At 54.2% G+C, this 18107-nt stretch carries 28 protein-coding genes; 22 read left to right on the top strand and 6 right to left on the bottom strand.

Annotated elements, in window-relative coordinates; translation table 11 throughout:
* Positions 1-102 precede the first annotated feature (102 nt).
* The 11 genes from rplC (at position 103) to ACKWJN_RS12325 (ending at position 5585) form a co-directional block, all read left to right on the top strand.
* Entirely contained in the window at positions 103-768 is a 666-nt protein-coding gene (gene rplC, locus ACKWJN_RS12375) for a 50S ribosomal protein L3 (RefSeq protein WP_408597337.1), read from the top strand.
* On the top strand, positions 768-1388 hold the full coding sequence (rplD, locus tag ACKWJN_RS12370) for a 50S ribosomal protein L4 (RefSeq protein WP_408597336.1): 621 nt from the start codon (positions 768-770) through the stop codon (positions 1386-1388). The genes rplC and rplD overlap by 1 nt, the downstream gene beginning before the upstream one ends.
* Positions 1385-1711, top strand: a complete 327-nt coding sequence (rplW, locus tag ACKWJN_RS12365; RefSeq protein WP_408597334.1) for a 50S ribosomal protein L23 — start codon at positions 1385-1387, stop codon at positions 1709-1711. The genes rplD and rplW overlap by 4 nt, the downstream gene beginning before the upstream one ends.
* A gap of 2 nt (positions 1712-1713) precedes the next feature.
* Positions 1714-2538, top strand: coding sequence for a 50S ribosomal protein L2 (rplB, locus tag ACKWJN_RS12360; protein ID WP_408597332.1), 825 nt, complete (start codon positions 1714-1716; stop codon positions 2536-2538).
* A gap of 10 nt (positions 2539-2548) precedes the next feature.
* Positions 2549-2827, top strand: a complete 279-nt coding sequence (rpsS, locus tag ACKWJN_RS12355; RefSeq protein ID WP_007838132.1) for a 30S ribosomal protein S19 — start codon at positions 2549-2551, stop codon at positions 2825-2827.
* Between the two features lie 9 nt (positions 2828-2836).
* Positions 2837-3166 (top strand): 50S ribosomal protein L22, encoded by a 330-nt coding sequence (gene rplV / locus ACKWJN_RS12350; protein WP_100147413.1) that lies wholly within the window; start codon positions 2837-2839, stop codon positions 3164-3166.
* 15 nt (positions 3167-3181) lie between these two features.
* A complete protein-coding gene (rpsC, locus tag ACKWJN_RS12345; protein WP_408597327.1) occupies positions 3182-4069 on the top strand; it encodes a 30S ribosomal protein S3 in 888 nt (295 codons plus the stop codon).
* 2 nt (positions 4070-4071) lie between these two features.
* Positions 4072-4488, top strand: coding sequence for a 50S ribosomal protein L16 (rplP, locus tag ACKWJN_RS12340; RefSeq protein WP_100133884.1), 417 nt, complete (start codon positions 4072-4074; stop codon positions 4486-4488).
* An 18-nt stretch (positions 4489-4506) separates the two neighbouring features.
* Entirely contained in the window at positions 4507-4701 is a 195-nt protein-coding gene (gene rpmC, locus ACKWJN_RS12335) for a 50S ribosomal protein L29 (protein ID WP_104799795.1), read from the top strand.
* 10 nt (positions 4702-4711) lie between these two features.
* Complete coding sequence (gene rpsQ / locus ACKWJN_RS12330) at positions 4712-4981, top strand: 30S ribosomal protein S17 (RefSeq protein WP_100147417.1); 270 nt, start codon at positions 4712-4714, stop codon at positions 4979-4981.
* A 97-nt stretch (positions 4982-5078) separates the two neighbouring features.
* Entirely contained in the window at positions 5079-5585 is a 507-nt protein-coding gene (locus tag ACKWJN_RS12325) for a peroxiredoxin (protein ID WP_408597324.1), read from the top strand.
* Positions 5586-5670: 85 nt separating this feature from the next.
* On the opposite strand, the gene ACKWJN_RS12320 is transcribed toward ACKWJN_RS12325, so the two are convergent.
* Positions 5671-6357 (bottom strand): cytochrome b/b6 domain-containing protein, encoded by a 687-nt coding sequence (locus ACKWJN_RS12320; RefSeq protein WP_408597322.1) that lies wholly within the window; start codon positions 6355-6357, stop codon positions 5671-5673.
* 97 nt (positions 6358-6454) lie between these two features.
* Here ACKWJN_RS12320 and ACKWJN_RS12315 point away from each other — a divergent pair, with 97 nt between their 5' ends.
* Entirely contained in the window at positions 6455-6907 is a 453-nt protein-coding gene (locus ACKWJN_RS12315) for a c-type cytochrome (protein ID WP_408597321.1), read from the top strand.
* Between the two features lie 11 nt (positions 6908-6918).
* On the opposite strand, the gene ACKWJN_RS12310 is transcribed toward ACKWJN_RS12315, so the two are convergent.
* Both ACKWJN_RS12310 and ACKWJN_RS12305 read right to left on the bottom strand, forming a co-directional pair.
* Positions 6919-7650 (bottom strand): alpha/beta fold hydrolase, encoded by a 732-nt coding sequence (locus ACKWJN_RS12310; protein ID WP_408597319.1) that lies wholly within the window; start codon positions 7648-7650, stop codon positions 6919-6921.
* A 10-nt stretch (positions 7651-7660) separates the two neighbouring features.
* Complete coding sequence (locus ACKWJN_RS12305; RefSeq protein WP_408597317.1) at positions 7661-8908, bottom strand: CaiB/BaiF CoA transferase family protein; 1248 nt, start codon at positions 8906-8908, stop codon at positions 7661-7663.
* Between the two features lie 101 nt (positions 8909-9009).
* Here ACKWJN_RS12305 and ACKWJN_RS12300 point away from each other — a divergent pair, with 101 nt between their 5' ends.
* The 5 genes from ACKWJN_RS12300 to ptsP are packed head-to-tail and all read left to right on the top strand — an operon-like array spanning position 9010 to position 13272.
* Positions 9010-9546, top strand: a complete 537-nt coding sequence (locus tag ACKWJN_RS12300) for a hypothetical protein (RefSeq protein WP_408597315.1) — start codon at positions 9010-9012, stop codon at positions 9544-9546.
* Positions 9543-10793 carry an MFS transporter gene (locus tag ACKWJN_RS12295; RefSeq protein WP_408597313.1) on the top strand — a complete coding sequence of 417 codons (1251 nt, stop codon included), beginning with the start codon at positions 9543-9545 and terminating at the stop codon, positions 10791-10793. Before ACKWJN_RS12300 ends, ACKWJN_RS12295 begins: the two co-directional genes overlap by 4 nt.
* A 21-nt stretch (positions 10794-10814) precedes the next feature.
* Positions 10815-11261, top strand: a complete 447-nt coding sequence (locus tag ACKWJN_RS12290; protein WP_408597311.1) for a PTS sugar transporter subunit IIA — start codon at positions 10815-10817, stop codon at positions 11259-11261.
* On the top strand, positions 11230-11499 hold the full coding sequence (locus ACKWJN_RS12285; protein ID WP_408597309.1) for an HPr family phosphocarrier protein: 270 nt from the start codon (positions 11230-11232) through the stop codon (positions 11497-11499). The genes ACKWJN_RS12290 and ACKWJN_RS12285 overlap by 32 nt, the downstream gene beginning before the upstream one ends.
* 9 nt (positions 11500-11508) lie before the next feature.
* Entirely contained in the window at positions 11509-13272 is a 1764-nt protein-coding gene (ptsP, locus tag ACKWJN_RS12280; protein ID WP_408597307.1) for a phosphoenolpyruvate--protein phosphotransferase, read from the top strand.
* Between the two features lie 17 nt (positions 13273-13289).
* On the opposite strand, the gene lipA is transcribed toward ptsP, so the two are convergent.
* The 3 genes from lipA to ACKWJN_RS12265 are packed head-to-tail and all read right to left on the bottom strand — an operon-like array spanning position 13290 to position 15299.
* Positions 13290-14276: a lipoyl synthase gene (lipA, locus tag ACKWJN_RS12275; RefSeq protein ID WP_408597305.1), complete on the bottom strand. Its 987-nt coding sequence runs from the start codon at positions 14274-14276 to the stop codon at positions 13290-13292.
* Positions 14277-14304: 28 nt separating this feature from the next.
* The gene (lipB, locus tag ACKWJN_RS12270) at positions 14305-14985 is read right to left on the bottom strand and encodes a lipoyl(octanoyl) transferase LipB (protein WP_408597303.1); all 681 of its coding nucleotides are present in this window, start codon (positions 14983-14985) and stop codon (positions 14305-14307) included.
* A 20-nt stretch (positions 14986-15005) separates the two neighbouring features.
* Positions 15006-15299 carry a YbeD family protein gene (locus tag ACKWJN_RS12265; RefSeq protein WP_408597301.1) on the bottom strand — a complete coding sequence of 98 codons (294 nt, stop codon included), beginning with the start codon at positions 15297-15299 and terminating at the stop codon, positions 15006-15008.
* Positions 15300-15407: 108 nt separating this feature from the next.
* Here ACKWJN_RS12265 and ACKWJN_RS12260 point away from each other — a divergent pair, with 108 nt between their 5' ends.
* Genes ACKWJN_RS12260 through ACKWJN_RS12240 form a run of 5 tightly spaced genes read left to right on the top strand, consistent with a single transcriptional unit; the run spans position 15408 to position 18096 of the window.
* A complete protein-coding gene (locus ACKWJN_RS12260) occupies positions 15408-15887 on the top strand; it encodes an ATP synthase subunit I (RefSeq protein WP_408597299.1) in 480 nt (159 codons plus the stop codon).
* 13 nt (positions 15888-15900) lie between these two features.
* Entirely contained in the window at positions 15901-16758 is an 858-nt protein-coding gene (atpB, locus tag ACKWJN_RS12255; protein ID WP_408597297.1) for a F0F1 ATP synthase subunit A, read from the top strand.
* A gap of 48 nt (positions 16759-16806) precedes the next feature.
* On the top strand, positions 16807-17055 hold the full coding sequence (gene atpE, locus ACKWJN_RS12250) for a F0F1 ATP synthase subunit C (protein WP_100147432.1): 249 nt from the start codon (positions 16807-16809) through the stop codon (positions 17053-17055).
* A gap of 30 nt (positions 17056-17085) precedes the next feature.
* Complete coding sequence (locus tag ACKWJN_RS12245) at positions 17086-17556, top strand: F0F1 ATP synthase subunit B (RefSeq protein WP_408597296.1); 471 nt, start codon at positions 17086-17088, stop codon at positions 17554-17556.
* A gap of 9 nt (positions 17557-17565) precedes the next feature.
* Positions 17566-18096, top strand: coding sequence for a F0F1 ATP synthase subunit delta (locus ACKWJN_RS12240; protein WP_408597294.1), 531 nt, complete (start codon positions 17566-17568; stop codon positions 18094-18096).
* Positions 18097-18107 lie beyond the last annotated feature (11 nt).

The raw sequence follows: 18107 nt of genomic DNA, 5'->3' as shown, positions 1-18107 counted from the left end.
AGGCTCTGAGCTAATAGCCCAGAGCAATTTATCAACCTTCTTTCACATTCCAAACGTGGCTGCCAATTGAAGTGGCCGCGGTGAGAGTTTTGGAGAACAACAATGAGTCAAAGCATCCGTTTGGGATTGCTGGGGCGCAAGGTGGGCATGATGCGTCTGTTCACTGATGAGGGGGATGCTATTCCCGTCACAGTGCTAGATGTGTCTAACAACCGTGTCACCCAGGTCAAGACCCAGGAAAATGACGGCTACGTAGCCTTACAAGTTACGTTTGGTGCGCGCAAATCATCGCGTGTGACCAAGCCAATGGCTGGACACCTTGCGAAAGCAGGCGTCGAAGCTGGCGAAATCATCCAAGAATTCCAAGTCAACGCTGACATTGCTGCCAAATATGCAGCTGGTGCCACCGTTCCCGTGTCTGATGTCTTCGCAGTCGGCCAAAAAGTCGACGTGCAAGGCACCACCATCGGTAAAGGCTTTGCAGGCACGATCAAGCGCCACCACTTTAAGTCACAGCGCGCGTCGCACGGTAACAGCCGTTCGCACAACGTGCCTGGCTCGATCGGCATGGCGCAAGATCCAGGCCGTGTGTTCCCAGGCAAGCGTATGTCGGGTCACTTAGGCGTGGACACCGTGACCACCCAAAATCTCGACGTCATTCGCATCGACGAGGCGCGCCAATTGCTGTTGGTCCGTGGCGCAGTGCCCGGCTCAGCAGGTGGCTTTGTCACTGTGCGTCCTGCCGTCAAAGCGCAAGGAGCCAATTGATGCAAGTCGAACTCCTTAACGACCAAGGTCAGGCGTCTGCTAAATACGACGCACCTGAAACCGTGTTCGGTCGCGAATACAACGAAGACTTGGTGCACCAAATCGTCGTGGCTTATCAAGCCAACGCACGCCAAGGTACACGCGCGCAAAAAGACCGCGAACAAGTCAAGCACTCTACGAAGAAGCCGTTCAAGCAAAAAGGTACTGGCCGCGCGCGCGCCGGTATGACGTCTTCGCCCATTTGGCGTGGCGGCGGCCGTGTTTTCCCGAACATGCCTGATGAAAACTTCACACAAAAAATCAACAAGAAGATGTACCGCGCTGGTATGGCGTCCATCTTCTCGCAACTCGCACGCGAAGGCCGTTTGGCTGTGGTCGAGTCGTTGAAAGTGGAGTCGCCCAAAACGAAATTACTGGCTGCCAAATTCAAAGCCATGAATTTGCAATCGGTGTTGGTCATTTCTGACGAAGTGGACGACAACCTGTACTTGGCTTCACGCAATCTGCCCAACGTGATGGTGGTCGAACCCCGTTACGCCGATCCATTGTCATTGGTCCACTACCGCAAGGTGTTGGTGACCAAGGCTGCCATGGACCAACTCAAGGAGATGTTCGCATGAGCCACGGACACCAAACTACCCAATTCGACGAAGGTCGCTTGATGCAAGTGTTGGTCTCGCCTGTGGTGTCTGAAAAGGCCACCATGGTTGCTGAGAAAAGCAATGCAGTGACTTTCAAGGTGTTGCAAGACGCTACCAAGCCTGAGATCAAAGCCGCAGTGGAATTGATGTTCAAGGTCGAGGTGCAAGGCGTCTCTGTTGTCAACACCAAAGGCAAAACCAAGCGTTTTGGCAAATCCATCGGCCGTCGCGACAACGTGCGCAAGGCTTATGTGACGCTCAAACCTGGTCAAGAACTCAACATCTCTGGGGAGGCCGCTTAATCATGGCAGTCATCAAGATGAAACCGACATCGCCCGGTCAACGTGGCGTCGTCAAAGTTACCCGTGACCACCTGCACAAAGGTGATCCTTACGCCCCATTGCTGGAACCCCAGCACCAAAAATCGGGTCGTAACAACAACGGTCACATCACAACACGTCACAAGGGCGGTGGTCACAAGCACCACTACCGTGTGGTCGACTTCCGTCGTAACAAAGACGCGATTCCTGCCAAGGTCGAGCGTATTGAATACGACCCTAACCGCACTGCGCACATCGCTTTGATTTGCTATGCAGACGGTGAGCGTGCTTACATCATTGCACCGCGTGGTTTAGAAGTTGGCGCAACTTTGCTCAGCGGTTCGGAAGCTCCGATCCGTGCCGGCAACACCTTGCCCATCCGCAACATCCCCGTCGGTTCAACCATCCATTGCATCGAATTGAAGCCTGGTGCGGGTGCGCAAATCGCGCGTTCAGCTGGCACGTCAGCCACTTTGTTGGCGCGTGAAGGCACTTACGCCCAAGTGCGTATGCGCTCTGGTGAAGTTCGCAAGATCCACATCGAATGCCGCGCCACCATTGGTGAAGTAGCAAACGAAGAACACAGTCTGCGCCGTTTGGGCAAAGCAGGCGTCAAGCGCTGGATGGGTATTCGCCCCACCGTGCGTGGCGTTGCAATGAACCCAGTGGATCACCCACACGGCGGTGGCGAAGGTCGCACCGGCGAAGGCCGTCATGCTGTCGACCCATGGGGTAACCTGACCAAAGGCTACCGTACCCGTAACAACAAACGCACACAAGTCATGATTGTGTCGCGTCGCAAAAAGTAAGGGGTAACAAATGACTCGCTCTCTTAAAAAGGGTCCGTTTGTTGACCATCATCTGGTTGCAAAAGCGGACAAAGCGGTAACCACGAAGGACAAGAAGCCCATCAAGACATGGTCACGTCGCTCCATGGTTTTGCCGGAATTCATTGGCCTGACGATTGCCGTTCACAACGGCAAGCAACACGTGCCGGTGTATATCACTGACCAAATGGTTGGCCACAAGTTGGGAGAGTTCGCGCTCACCCGGACTTTCAAGGGCCATCCTGCGGACAAAAAAGTCCAGAAGAAATAAGGAAAGACCATGGAAACACGTGCAGTCCTTAGGGGCGTCCGTCTGTCGGTCGACAAAGGCCGTCTGGTTGCCGACATGATTCGCGGCAAAAAAGTTGACCAGGCTCTGAACATCCTGACGTTCACGCAGAAAAAAGCTGCAGGCATCGTCAAGAAGGTTTTGGAATCTGCGATTGCCAACGCTGAACACAACGATGGTGCTGACATCGACGAGTTGAAGGTGAAAACCATCTACGTCGAACAAGGTGCCACGCTCAAGCGCTTCACCGCCCGCGCCAAAGGCCGCGGCAACCGTATCAGCAAGCCCACGTGCCATGTGTACGTGACGGTTGGCAACTGAAAGGTATAGAAAGATATGGGACAGAAAATCCACCCCACAGGCTTTCGCCTTGCAGTGAGCCGCAACTGGGCAAGCCGCTGGTATGCCAACAACCGTGACTTCGCTGGCATGCTGGCCGAAGACATCAAAGTGCGTGAGTACCTCAAAGCGAAGTTGAAAAACGCCGCTGTGTCTCGCGTATTGATCGAGCGTCCTGCCAAGAATGCGCGTATCACCATTTTCTCGGCCCGTCCAGGCGTGGTGATCGGTAAAAAAGGCGAGGACATCGAAAACCTCAAACGCGAACTCGCGACCCGCTTGGGCGTGCCAGTTGCAGTCAACATCGAAGAAGTGCGTAAGCCTGAAATTGATGCTCAACTGATTGCAGACAGCATCACCCAACAGCTCGAGAAGCGCATCATGTTCCGTCGTGCGATGAAGCGCGCCATGCAAAACGCCATGCGTCTGGGTGCCCAAGGCATCAAGATCATGTCGGCAGGTCGTTTGAATGGCATTGAGATCGCACGTACCGAGTGGTACCGTGAAGGTCGCGTGCCACTTCATACCCTGCGTGCAGACATCGATTACGCCACTTCTGAAGCAAAAACCACCTACGGCATCATTGGTGTCAAGGTGTGGGTCTACAAAGGCGATACCTTGGGTCGTAACGACCTGCCCGCCGCCGTAGAACCACGCGCTGAAGAAGAGCGTCGTCCACGCGGTCCTCGCCGTGATGCTCGCCCAAGTGGCGATCGTCCAGCACGCAGCGGCGCTCGCCGTCCTGCAGGGACCAATGCCGCACCAACGGATGGCAGCGATAAACCCGCTGAAGCCGCCGGTGCCCCTACAACTGCCGTCAAGCGCGTCCGCAAGGTTGTCGCGCCCGCATCCACTGGCACGGCTGCGGACGGAACAGGAGAATAAGCATGCTGCAACCAGCACGCCGTAAATACCGCAAAGAACAAAAGGGTCGTAACACCGGCATCGCTACACGTGGCAACACCGTAGCGTTTGGTGACTTCGGTCTCAAGTCCACCGATCGTGGCCGTTTGACGGCCCGCCAGATTGAGGCCGCACGTCGTGCGATCTCTCGTCACGTCAAACGTGGCGGTCGTATCTGGATTCGAGTGTTCCCTGATAAGCCGATTTCCCAAAAGCCTGCAGAAGTGCGTATGGGTAACGGTAAAGGTAACCCCGAGTACTACGTGGCAGAAATCCAACCTGGCAAGGTCCTCTACGAAATCGTAGGGGTTCCCGAAGAGTTGGCCCGTGAAGCCTTCCGTTTGGCCGCTGCAAAGTTGCCCTTGCGTACCACGTTCGTGGCACGCATGATCGGCCAGTAAATTCAGGAGAAATAAGAAATGAAAGCTGCTGAACTGCGCCAAAAAGACGTTGCTGGCATCGAAGCCGAAGTCAAAGAGCTGCAAAAAGCCCATTTCGGCTTGCGCATGCAAAAAGGCACGCAACAACTCAACAACACGTCACAACTGCGTTCTACCCGTCGCAGCATCGCACGTGCCAAAACCATTCTTGCTGAAAAGCAAGCCGCCAAGTAAAGGAGCCCACATGACGGAAGCTAAGAAATCCCTCAAGCGCACCTTGATTGGCAAGGTGGTCAGCGACAAACGTACGAAGACAGTGACTGTGCTGGTCGAGCGTCGTGTGAAACACGCGCTCTACGGCAAGATCGTTGCCAAGTCGAGCAAGTACCACGCGCACGACGAAACCGGTGAATACCATCTGGGCGACCTGATCGAAATCACCGAAAGCAAGCCTATCTCTAAAACCAAAAACTGGGTAGCGACCCGTTTGGTTCAAAAGGCAGCTGCGGTTTAAGTCTTTAGGACCTCGGTTCTGCAAGACCTCTGAAAGCGACCCACAATGTGGGTCGCTTTTCTTTTTTCGATCCCCATTTAATTGACAGGAGCATCCCATGATCAAAGTCGGAGACACCATCCCTCACACCACATTGATGGAGTATTCAGAGGTTGAGGGCGAAGGTTGCAGCATCGGGCCTAATGCTGTGGATGTTGCCAAAGCAGCCGCTGGAAAAACCATCGCTGTATTCGCGTTGCCAGGTGCGTTTACGCCGACATGCTCAGCCAAGCATGTACCAGGCTACGTTGAGAAATTTGACAAGTTCAAAGCCGCAGGCGTTGACGAAATTTGGTGCGTGAGCGTGAATGACGCGTTCGTCATGGGTGCGTGGGCGCGAGATCAAAAAGCCAACGGAAAAGTACGCATGTTGGCTGATGGCAGTGCTGAATTCACCAAAGAAACAGGTTTGTCTTTGGACTTGACAGCACGTGGCATGGGACTGCGCAGCAACCGATATTCAATGCTCATCAAAGACGGCAAAGTGGTCACTCTGAATATTGAAGGTCCGGGTAAATTCGAAGTCAGCGATGCGGACACGATGTTGGGCCAACTCAACGCCTGAATGATTTAACCGGTTTTTTGTATCTTCTCAAAGGGCCCGTGCACTGTTTTGCGCGGGCTTTTTTGTGAAAATGTGAGCCTCGTATTTACCCACCAAGTTGAACCAATCGATAAACCACATAGGCGCAACCGGCCAAGACGCTGAGAGCAAACAACCGCGAGCTCCCCGTGTCGCGTGATGGATGGGTGGATGCAGGCAAATCTTTGTCGCCTGTCACCATGGGCGTGATCAGATCGTTGGATTGAAAATATTTGTAAAACAAAACTGAGCCGATATGTAACGCCAACAAGGCGAACAACAGTATTTTTCCTACTTCAGTGTGGTACTGCGTTGCAAGCTCAACCCAAGAACTGGGTACCCATGTTGACCACGGTCCTGACACAGAAATATCGTCGTCACTCATGAACCCGCTGAAGATTTGCAGCAGCACAAGGCCCAACATGGTCACAACAGATAACGCACCCAGTGGGTTGTGCCCAACCGGTTCTGTACGCGATGGATGGGCCGCATTGGACAGGTAAAGAAACAGGCTTGAGGGAGAGGGGATGAAGTTGACAAAGCGTGACCAGTGCCCACCAACAATGCCCCAAACCAAGCGAAATAACAACAATGAGAGTGCGCTGTAACCTAGCCAAAAATGGATGGTCATCGCAGGCCCGCCAATTTCTCCTGTGGCGATCAAACCGGCCACACAGAGCCCAAATAGCAAGTGAAACAGCCGAGTGGGCAGGTCCCAAACGCGCACTGTGGTGGTGTTTTGAATCGTCGTCATAAATATCCATTCATCTGTCAAAGACAAAAAAGAACAATGTCTTTAAACTTGCCCCTTGTGCCTACACCTCTATTTTGAACTCTAAAGGATGAACTTCATGAAAAAATTAACTCTTGTATTGGTTGCTGTCAGCGCCGCTGCAGTGAGCTTGACGGCATCTGCGCAATTTGCCAAGCCAGAAGACGCCATCAAATACCGCAAAGCTGCTTTCACGGTCATGGGCGCACACTTTGGCCGTCTTGGCGCAATGGCTCAGGGCAAAGTGCCATTTGACGCAAAGGCTGCTGCAGACAATGCAGATGTCGTCGCCCATCTTGCCAAATTACCTTGGGCTGCATTTGGTGAGGGAACCGATGCTGTAGAGACAAAGGCCAAGGCAGAAATTTGGAAGCAATCGGCTAAATTCAAAGAAGCTGCTGACAAGCTCCAAGCAGAATCTACGAAATTGGTGGCTGCTGCTCAGGGCGGTAAAGAAGACGCCTTCAAGGCAGCATTTACTGCGACGGCCGGCACTTGCAAGTCGTGCCACGATGACTTCAGAGCTAAATAAACTTTAAGTGATCACTCGGCGCAGTTCAGAAGAATCCGCGTCAGCTCTTGCGGGGCACTGACCATGGGGTCGTGCCCCGTTGCCATTTCTATGGCGCGAGAACCTGGTAACCAAAGACCATCCCAAAACAAGGGGTCATTCACACGGGGCCAAATTGCATCCATGGTGGCCAATGTTGGCTTGGTGCAACGGATGTAGGTGCGAGCAATGGCCGCGACTCTTTCAGGTGAAAAATGCAACACATCCGTGTAGGGGTGGCCAGGGTGGGGCGTTTGTCGGCGGGCAACCCATTGCGCATCTTCTCCGCTGAGGCCAAACAGCTCAGGCCCAGGTGCTGGAAAGCTGTAGGTCGGGCTGGCTTGTGCTGCTGCCAAGCGGCCCTCGCGCACGGTACTTGTGTGGGTGGCACCCCATGTTTCCCCAGGCTTGGGTAGCATGGCGTCAACATAAACCAAGTGGTGTAAACGCTCGCCGATCAGATCGGCGACACCTGTGCCGACCATGCCAGCATAGGAGTGAACCGCCAAAACAACCTCATCGAGTTCTTCTGTCTCGATGGTCGACACCACATCTTGTATGTGTGTACTGAGATGAATGTCAGGAGACAACAGGTGCGCGCGCTCACCGACGCCCGTGAGCGTGACCGCATGCACACGATGCCCAAGTGTCGTCAGCTGATCTGTGACACGACGCCAGCACCAAGCGCCATGCCAAGCGCCGTGAACCAACACAAAATTTGCCATGGATAACTCCTCAGATGATGCGTTGTGTGCGCAGCTTGTCCAATTCTTCTTGGCTCAAATGAAGCAGCTCTTGCAGGACTTCTTGCGTGTGTTGGCCAAGCAAGGGCGGGGGGAAGTCTTTGCGAACCGGCGTGGCGCTGAGTTTGAGGGGGCTGGAGACAAGCTCTACTGCACCACTGGCGGGGTATTCCCAAGTCGTGACCATGTCGCGTGAGCGTACGTGGGGGTCGGCAAAAACTTCAGCCAAGTTGTTGATGGCGCCACAGGGAACTTTGGCGGCTTCTAACGCACTGAGCCAGTCGGATTTTTGCCGGGTCATGAAAATCGCCTCCAACAGAGGCACCAGGGTGTCTCGGTGGCGCACACGGTCTTGGTTTTTGGCGAACCTTGGATCGTTCGCGAGTGCAGGTTGACCCGCCACAGCACAGAACTTGGCGAATTGACCGTCATTGCCAACTGCCAAAATCAAATGGTCTTTCAAGCCGTTGGATGCGGGAGCAACCTCAAACACTTGGTATGGCACGATATTTTGATGTGCGTTGCCTGATCGACCCGGCACCTTGCCGTCCTTTTGACCTGCAACCAAATAGTTCGCACCCAAATTGGCCAGCATGGCCACTTGGGTGTCAAGCAAGGCCATATCGACGCATTGACCTTGACCGGTTTTTTCTGCGTGCCGCAAAGCGGCCAAAATGCCAACCGTGGCATACATGCCGGTGAACAAATCGGCCACAGCGACGCCCACCTTTTGCGGGCCACCACCCAAGTCATCGCGCTCTCCCGTGATGCTCATCAGCCCGCCCATGCCTTGCACAGCATAGTCATAGCCAGCGCGCTCTCGGTAAGGGCCCGTTTGGCCAAACCCCGTGACACTGCAATAAACCAAGCGCGGCTGCAACTGGGACAAGGACGCGTAGTCAAGTCCGTACCGTGCCATATCGCCCACTTTGAAGTTTTCGATGAAGACATCACAGGTTTTCACCAACTCCCGAATGAGTGCCTGGCCCTGAGGGGTGGCAATGTCGCAGGTCACCGAGCGTTTGTTTCGATTGGTTCCCAAGTAATACGCCGCATCACTTGTGTCGACACCAGAAGAGTCCTTGAGGAAAGGAGGGCCCCAGCCACGTGTGTCATCTCCTGCGCCAGGGCGTTCGATTTTGATGACGTCTGCGCCTAGATCGGCCAAAGTTTGTGTGCACCAAGGACCTGCGAGTACACGCGATAAGTCCAAGATGCGAATGCCTTCAAGTGAGTTCATGCGCAAATTGTCGGGCAAATTAAGAACAAGCCTAGCTAGCCGCGTCGCTTATGTCCCGTTTGAACAGGCTTTGGACGTCGCCACACCAGATAATGGAGGGTATGAAAAAACATGCAGCATATTGGCTGAGTGCGTTGGGCTTGAGTCTGTTGATGGCCTGCACGCCGGCTTTGAATTGGCGCGAAGTGCGCTTTGACGCAGGCGATGTGCTGGTATTGATGCCATGCAAACCAGATACCGCTACGCGTCAGATCAGTTTGCAAGAAGGGGTTTCGACAGCAGCGGCAAATCTGCAGCTACAAGGGTGCGAAGCGGGCGACCTGCAATTTACTTTTGGACAAATCACGCTGCCCCCTGGGGTTTTACCTGAGACAGCCATGACCGGTTGGTTGCAGGCCAGTTTGGTGCCAATGGCCTTGATGGACAAGGATATGCCACTGCGCCAATGGGCTTTGGCTGGTGCTTTATCGACACCGTCAGCTCGGTATGTGCAAGTCAAGACGGTGACGCAGCGAGCTCAGTTGGGTTGGTTTTTAAGGGGTAACAGCCTCTACCAAGTGGCCGTGTACGGCTCCACCAAAATCCAGTCTTTTGACGACACCGCAGAAGTGTATTTTTCTGGAATCAAACTGCCATGATCAACGAAGTGTTGCCCCGCAAAGCGGCTGTGTGGGTGTTTGTTACCTTTGCCTGTGCATATTTTTTGTCCACACTGCTGCGTGCCATCACGGCAACTTTATCGCCTACGTTCACCATCGAATTTGGGCTTGAAGCGAAAGACCTGGGGTTGTTGGCCGGTGGGTATTTTTTAGGGTTTGCTGCGACACAACTGCCGATGGGACATTGGTTGGATCAGCGAGGCCCAAAGACTGTGGTCATGTCATTTCTCGGCGTGGCGGTTCTGGGTTGTTTGGCCTTTGCCTGGTCCACCAGTTTCGGCGGCTTGTTGCTGGCGCGCGTGTTGATCGGTGTGGGCGTCAGTGCGTGTTTGATGGCCCCACTGACGGGGTATCGCCGATGGTTGGTGGTCAGCAATCAGCAGCGCGCCAATTCTTGGATGCTGATGACCGGTTCTATGGGCATGCTGGCGTCCACCCTGCCAGTGCAGTGGCTGTTGCCCGTGATCGGCTGGCGGTGGATATTCGTGGGCTTGGCCTTTTTGTTGGTGCTCTCCATATGGCTGATGCGTTGGCAAGTCCCTGAGTGGCGAACAAACCCGTCGGTCGTTGAAGAAAAGCAAGACTCCCCGACATCTGCTTGGCATGACATCTGGTCGAGCTATGGGCAAGTCTGGCGAACCCCTTATTTCAGAAGCTTGGTGCCGTTGGGATTTTTCAGCTACGGCGGATTGATTGCCATGCAAACCTTGTGGGCTGGGCCATGGATGATCAAGGTGGCCGGCTACACGCCCCTGCAAGCAGCCACGGGTTTGTTCTGGGTCAATGTGTCCATGCTGGTCACGTTTTGGTTGTGGGGTTTGATCACGCCTCGCTTATACGCCCGAGGTTTCACTGCAAACCAGCTCATGACTTATGGCGTGCCTGTGAATTTCTGCGTTCAGTTGCTGATCATCTTGTCTGGCGAACAAGCGGGGGCACTGCCATGGACCTTGTTTTGCATCACCAGCAGCTTTGTTGCGCTGTCGCAACCCGCGGTCGGCATGGCGTTTCCCACGGCTTTGGCCGGGCGAGCATTGTCGGCCTATAACTTGGTGCTGTTTTTGGGCGTCTTTGTTGTCCAATGGGGCTTTGGCTTGATGGTTGATGCTTTCAAATGGAAGGGCATGATCGAATCCCAGTCTTTTCAGGCCGCGATGTCTGTGTATTTGGCTTGTTGCGTGGTGTCTTACTTCTATTTTTTAAAGCACAAGTCAGACAGTCGATAATTCGTTCAATCCATTTTCTTTATGAGCAACAGCATTTTCATCATCGCGCACGCGCCTTTGGCCCAGGCCTTGAGGGATTGCGCTTTGCATGTCTACCCTGAGTGCGCTCAATCGGTCATCGCACTCGATGTGATGCCCCATGCACAGCCAGAAGCCACCTTGTTGGCCGCACAACTTGCCCTGGACAACGCACCGGATGAAGGGCTATTGGTTTTGACGGACATATTTGGCGCCACGCCCGCCAATGTGGCTCAAAAATTGGTGGCAGGTAGCCATGCCAAACTCATTGCGGGCGTGAATTTACCCATGCTTTTTAGAACCGTTTGTTATCGTCATGAGTCCTTGGATGCCTTGGTGGCGCGTGCTCTGACCGGTGGCACTCAAGGTGTCATGCAAGTGGCTGTGACGGCACCCCAAAATCAAAACCGCAGAACCCATGATCAAAACCACCGCGACCATCAGCAATAAATTGGGCTTACATGCCCGTGCATCGGCCAAGCTCACCAAGCTGGCAGGAAGTTTTCCTTGTGAGGTTTGGATCACCAAAGGAGAGCGTCGCGTCAATGCCAAAAGCATCATGGGCGTGATGATGCTGGCCGCGGGCATCGGCAGCGAAGTGGAAATAGAGACCGATGGTGATCAAGCACAAGAAGCGATGACCGCTTTGCTGGCATTGATTGACGATAAGTTTGGTGAAGGTGAGTAAGGGCCTCGCATGACATTTGCAATCCACGGACTTGCTGTTGCACGCGGCATCGCCATAGGCCGGGCGGTTCTGGTCGCATCAAGTCGCGTGGATGTTGCGCACTATTTCATTGAGCCAGCCCAAGTCGATGCTGAGCTGCGTCGATTGGCCAAAACCCGCATGGCGGTGCAAACGGAATTGCAGACCTTGCACGACACGTTGCCCAAAGATGCGCCGCCAGAATTGGCTGCCATCTTGGAGGTGCACCTCATGCTGCTGCAAGACAGCATGTTGGCAGATGGGGTCACGCATTGGGTGAAGGACCGGCTGTACAACGCGGAGTGGGCCTTGACCTCACAGTTGGATGTGGTCGCGCGGCAATTCGATGAAATGGATGATCCGTACTTGCGTGAGCGCAAGGGCGATTTGGAACAAGTGGTGGAGCGCTTGCTGCGCCACATCAAAGGGGTTGCGCATCATGTGCTTCCTCCTATCGGACAAAAACGTCACGCCACCTCGCGTCAACAAGACTTGCAACTCGACGACGGCATGGATGTGCCTTTGGTGTTGGTTGCGCACGATTTGTCCCCAGCAGACATGTTGCAATTCAAGCAAAGCGTCTTCACGGGGTTTGTGACCGATGTGGGCGGCAAAACATCACACACCGCGATCGTTGCCCGTAGTTTGGACATTCCCGCAGTGGTGGGTGCACGCACTGCCAGTCAGCTGGTGCGGCAAGATGATTGGATCATCATCGACGGCGATGCGGGGGTGGTGATCGTCAATCCATCTCCCATCATCTTGGCTGAATACGGTTTCAAACAACGCCAAGCAGAGTTAGAGCGCGAACGCCTGAGCCGATTGCGGCATACGCCAGCGGTGACCCTGGATGGGCAGCGGGTGGAGTTGTTGGCCAACATTGAGATGCCCGAGGATTCACCTTTTGCCTTGGATGTCGGGGCTGTCGGCGTGGGCTTGTTTCGCAGCGAATTCTTATTCATGGGTCGTGTGGGCTCATTGCCTGATGAGCAAGAGCAATACCTGGCTTACTGCCGTGCGGTAGAGGGCATGAAAGGTTTGCCTGTCACTATCCGTACTGTGGATATCGGCGCCGACAAACCGTTGGAGCGATCTTTGAAAGACGACGCCCACCTCAATCCTGCTTTGGGGTTGCGCGCCATTCGTTGGAGCTTGGCCGACCCCGCCATGTTTTTGACGCAGCTGCGTGCCATCTTGCGGGCCGCTGCGCATGGCCAAGTGCATTTGCTGATTCCTATGCTCGCGCACGCGCGCGAGATCAAACAAACCTTTGCGTTGCTTGATCAAGCCCGCGCGCAGTTGGATGCGCGCGGTCAAGCCTATGGTCCGCTCAAGGTGGGGGCCATGATTGAAGTGCCCGCAGCGGCCTTGAGCGTGAAAATGTTTTTGCGTTACTTTGACTTTTTATCGATCGGCACCAACGACCTGATTCAATACACCCTGGCCATTGACCGCGCGGATGAGTCGGTGGCCCATTTGTACGACCCCTTGCACCCCGCGGTGCTCAGGCTGGTGGCTGATGTGATTGCCGAATCTCGCGCCCAAGGCAAAGGGGTGAGTGTTTGCGGAGAGATGGCGGGTGACCCTCAACTGACGCGGTTGTTGCTAGGGTTGGGATTGCGCAGTTTTTCGATGCATCCCACCCAAATTCTTGCGGTTAAGCAAGAAGTGTTGCGCGCAGATACGGGGCGCCTGCAAACACTGGCTCAGCAAGTGCTCAACAGTGAAGAGCCGGCCGAAATTCTCGGCGTTTAACTGCCTGCAAGGCTTTTTTAGACACCCGCGGCATGCGCTTGTTGGTCGGCGTGGTAGCTCGAGCGGACCATGGCCCCGACGGCCGCGTGACTGAAGCCCATCTCATAAGCCTTGGCTTCAAACATCTTGAAGGTGTCGGGGTGAACATAGCGCCGCACAGGAATGTGGCTGGTGCTGGGCGCCAAATACTGCCCAATGGTGAGCATGTCGATGTTGTGTGCCCTCATGTCTTGCATGACCTGCAAAATCTCTTCGTCTGTTTCTCCCAAGCCCACCATCAGACCGCTCTTGGTGGGCACATGGGGAAAAAGAGCTTTGAATTTTTTGAGCAAGTTCAAGCTGAACGCATAGTCGCTGCCGGGCCGAGCCTCTTTGTACAACCGCGGCACAGTTTCCATGTTGTGGTTCATCACATCAGGGGGCGCGGACTTCAAAATTTCTAGCGCGCGCTCGTCGCGGCCCCGGAAGTCTGGCACCAAAATTTCAATTTGCGTTTGGGGTGAGAGTTCTCTTGTGCGACGAATGCAGTCGACAAAGTGCTGGCTGCCCCCGTCACGCAAGTCGTCCCGATCTACGCTGGTGATCACCACGTATTGCAGTTTGAGTGCGGCAATGGTTTTGGCCAAGTTCTCAGGTTCGTTCACATCCAGGGGGTCAGGCCGTCCATGACCCACGTCGCAAAACGGGCAGCGACGGGTGCACTTGTCGCCCATGATCATGAAGGTGGCCGTGCCTTTGCCAAAGCATTCGCCAATGTTAGGGCAAGACGCTTCCTCGCAGACGGTGACCAATTTATTGCTTCTTAAGATGTCTTTGATTTCGTAAAAACGGGTGGAGGGCGAGCCCGCCTTGACGCGAATCCAATCGGGCTTTTTCAGCACTTCGCCCGCTTCAACCTTCACTGGGATGCGGGACAGTTTTGCCGCGGCTTTTTGTTTGTCAGATGCGTTGTAGGTCTCGACGCTTTGTACGTCGCGCACCACGCGGTTGTCAGGGGTAGACATGGAATTGAATTGGTTTTCTTGGTCCGTATCAAGGGGCCAAGTAGGTGATGAGTTTTTGGCCCAATACATCAGCGGCTTCTTGCCAGCTGACCGATACGCCGATTGTAGAAAGATCGACAGTCTGCAGGCCTTGGTAGCCGCAGGGGTTGATGCACGTGAAGGGGGATAAGTCCATGGCCACATTGAGCGCCACGCCGTGATAGGTGCAATGCCGACTGACCTTGATGCCTAAGGCAGCAATTTTTCCAAGGCCTTTAAAGTCGGGACTTGCGCTGGCATTTTTGCTTGGGCGTTGGGGCAATACAGCGTGGCTGCCAGGGTCGTCTAGGCGCACGTAAATGCCAGGGGCTCCTGCCACGCGAAGACCGGTGACGCCAAAGTGCAGCAAACTGCGAATGACGGCTTCTTCGATGCGATGCACATACTCTTTGACGTAGTAGCCTGCGCGTTTCAAGTCAATGAGCGGATACGCCACCACTTGGCCCGGTCCATGGTAGGTGACTTGACCGCCCCGGTTGGTTGCCACCACCGGAATATCTCCTGGTGCCAATAGGTGGGCGTCAAGCCCAGCCAAGCCTTGGGTGAAGGTCGCAGGGTGCTCGCAAATCCACAAAGCATCTGGCGTCAAGGCTGTGCGTGCGGCTGTGAACTCTTGCATGGCCTGGTAGGTTGCCGAGTAGGGCGTCGTACCTCGGATGTCGATTTGCATGGTCTCGCGATGCCTGGGTGCTACAAGGCGAGCTTGACCATGGGATGGGTGGACAGTGTGCGGTAAAGCTCATCGAGTTGTTCGCGACTGGTTGCCGTGATCATCAGGGTGATCCCTAGATAGTTGCCATGCTTGCTGTCACGCAACTCGATCTTTGTGGCATCAAAGATCGGGTCAAATAGCTCTGCAATTTGGGTCATGGCGTGGACAAACCCATCAACTTTGTGACCCATGACCTTGATGGGAAATTGGCTTGGGTAATCGATCAAGGAGTCTTGACGAGGGGAGCCCGGGGGCTGGGGAGGGGTGGTCATGAAAGCAATTATCCTCTGTGGCTGGGGTTTTCTCTGAAAACCTATGGGTTATCACGTACAATGGCAGGCTTTGCAGTATCTGTGGATGTAACCTGGGCGTAAATAAACATGACCAGAATGCGTCCCGAAGATGAAGAGCATGCCAGCCTAGAAGCGTTCGAGCCGTTGACGGCAGAGCAAGTCAGGCAGTTGCGACAGCACATGCCACTTTTGTCCGTATGGCGAGTGGTGGGTGTTCAGGCAATTGTTGGAGGGGTGGTGGCGCTGTTGGCTTGGTGGATCTCGGGTCGCCAAGCGGTTGCCTATTCGGTGACTTGCGGCGCAATTGCTGTTGTTGTCCCTGCGGCGTTGTTTGCCAGGGGTCTGACCGGTCGGTTGGCCTCGGCCAATGCAGGTGCTGCAGTGTTTGGTTTTTTCCTTTGGGAGATGGTCAAAATTGGCCTCACGCTTGCAATTTTGATTGCTGCGCCTCTCTGGGTAAAGGATGTGAGCTGGCCCGCCATGTTGGTGGGGCTGGTGGTGACGATGAAGGTGTATTGGTTGGCACTGGGCATGCGCCGGGTGTTTTATCCAACGGGTCCAACTTAAAAAGAGCGAACGAATGTCTGTTGAACATGGTCCAACCGCTGGTGAATACATAGTTCACCATTTAACCCATCTGCAAAACAAGCCGATGGCTGGCGTCATTGACTTTTCGGTTTACAACCTCGACTCTATTTTTTGGTCGGTGGTGTTGGGTGTGTTGGCCAGCTTCTTCATGTGGAGGGCTGCGCGTGGTGCAACAGCGCATGCGCCAGGCCGTTTCCAGGCGGCAGTCGAAATCTTGGTCGAAATGGTGGACAGCCAAGCCAAGGGCATCATTCACAGTGCGCAAAGTCGCAAAGTTGTGGCTCCTTTGGCCTTGACGGTGTTTGTCTGGATTTTCTTGATGAATGCCATGGACTTGTTCCCTGTTGATTTATTCCCCAAAATTTGGGAAATGATTTATGGCGCCGCTGGACATGATGCGCATCATGCCTACATGCGTGTCGTGCCTTCGGCCGATCTCTCCACAACCTTGGGGCTGTCAACTTCAGTCTTGTTGGTCTGTGTGTTCTACAACATCAAAATCAAAGGCATAGGCGGTTGGATTCATGAGCTGTTTTGTGCGCCGTTTGGTGCTCACCCGCTTTTGTGGCCTGTGAACTTCATCATGCAGATGATCGAGTTTGCCGCCAAGACCGTTTCTCATGGCATGCGACTGTTTGGCAATATGTACGCTGGTGAACTGGTGTTCATGTTGATCGCCCTCATGGGTGGCGCTGCTGCGGCAACTTTGCCCGGCGTGCTGCTGCCCATCGGACACATCATTGCTGGTTCTATTTGGGCCATCTTCCACATCATGATCATCACACTGCAGGCTTTCATCTTCATGATGTTGACCCTTGTTTATGTGGGTCAAGCGCACGACGCTCACTGATTTCCCTTTCTCAACTTTCTCACTCATCCATTCATAGGAGCAACAAAAATGGAACACGTCCTCGGTTATGTCGCACTCGCAGCCGGTCTCATCATTGGTCTGGGCGCTATCGGCGCTTGTATCGGTATCGGCATCATGGGTAGCAAATACCTTGAAGCAGCCGCTCGTCAGCCTGAGCTGATGAACGAACTGCAAACCAAAATGTTCTTGTTGGCTGGTCTGATCGACGCTGCTTTCTTGATTGGCGTCGGTATCGCCATGATGTTCGCTTTTGCGAACCCCTTCGTCCTGAAGTAATCTAGCAACAACCATAAGAAAGGTGTTGCCGTGAGCATCAATGCAACCCTGTTCGTCCAGATGATCGTCTTTGCGATTCTGGTGTGGTTCACGATGAAATTCGTGTGGCCACCCATCGCAAACGCGCTGGACGAACGTTCAGAAAAAATTGCCCATGGATTGGCCGCGGCCGAACATGCCAAGATTGAACTCTCCAATGCGCACAAAGAAGTGGAACTCAAGCTGGCTGAAACCCGCAATGAATCCACCACTTTGTTGGCTGACGCTGAGCGCCGCGCACAACACTTGATCGACGAAGCCAAGGCTCGCGCCTCGGAAGAAGCGAAAAAAATTGTGGCTGCTGCTCATGCAGAGGCGGAGCAAGAAGTCGTGAAAGCCCGCGAGGCCTTGCGTGAGCAAGTCGCCGTGTTGGCTGTCAAGGGTGCTGAGCAGATTCTCCGCAAGGAAGTCAACGCCAGCGTCCATGCCGATTTGTTGGGTCGCCTCAAGGCAGAGCTGTAAGAGGAAGATATGGCCGAACTTGCCACCATTGCCCGTCCTTACGCGGAAGCTTTGTACAAAGCTTCTTTGTCTGACTTGAGCGCAACCGCCGCTTGGCTTGATGAGTTGGCGGGTATTGGCGCCAATGCTGAGTTGCTGCAGTTTGCCGACAATCCCAAAGTAACCTCGCAACAAGTGTTCGAGTTGATCTCTGGGATTGCCAAATCCAAGCTCACACCGTCTGCGCAAAACTTTTTGCATGTGGTCATCGACAATGGTCGGTTGAGCGCATTGCCCGAAGTGGCTGCACAGTTTCGCGAGCACTTGAACAAGCAAAATGGGTCTTCAGATGCCGTGGTGTACAGCGCGTACGACATTGATCCCGCTTCTCTTGCTCAAGTCAGCGATGTGTTGCAAAAGCGTTTTGGGCGTACCTTGAACGTGTCGGTCAGGCTTGAGCCTGAGCTGATTGGTGGCATTCGTGTGGTGGTGGGTGATGAGGTGTTGGACACCTCTGTCAAAGCCCGTTTAGATCAAATGAAAGTGGCGTTGATCGCCTGAGCCGCCGGCTC

Origin of the sequence: Limnohabitans sp. (genome assembly GCF_046052825.1) — a bacterium.
In the GTDB taxonomy this organism is placed as follows: domain Bacteria; phylum Pseudomonadota; class Gammaproteobacteria; order Burkholderiales; family Burkholderiaceae_C; genus Limnohabitans.
This window is presented reverse-complemented; position numbering and strand designations above follow the sequence as displayed.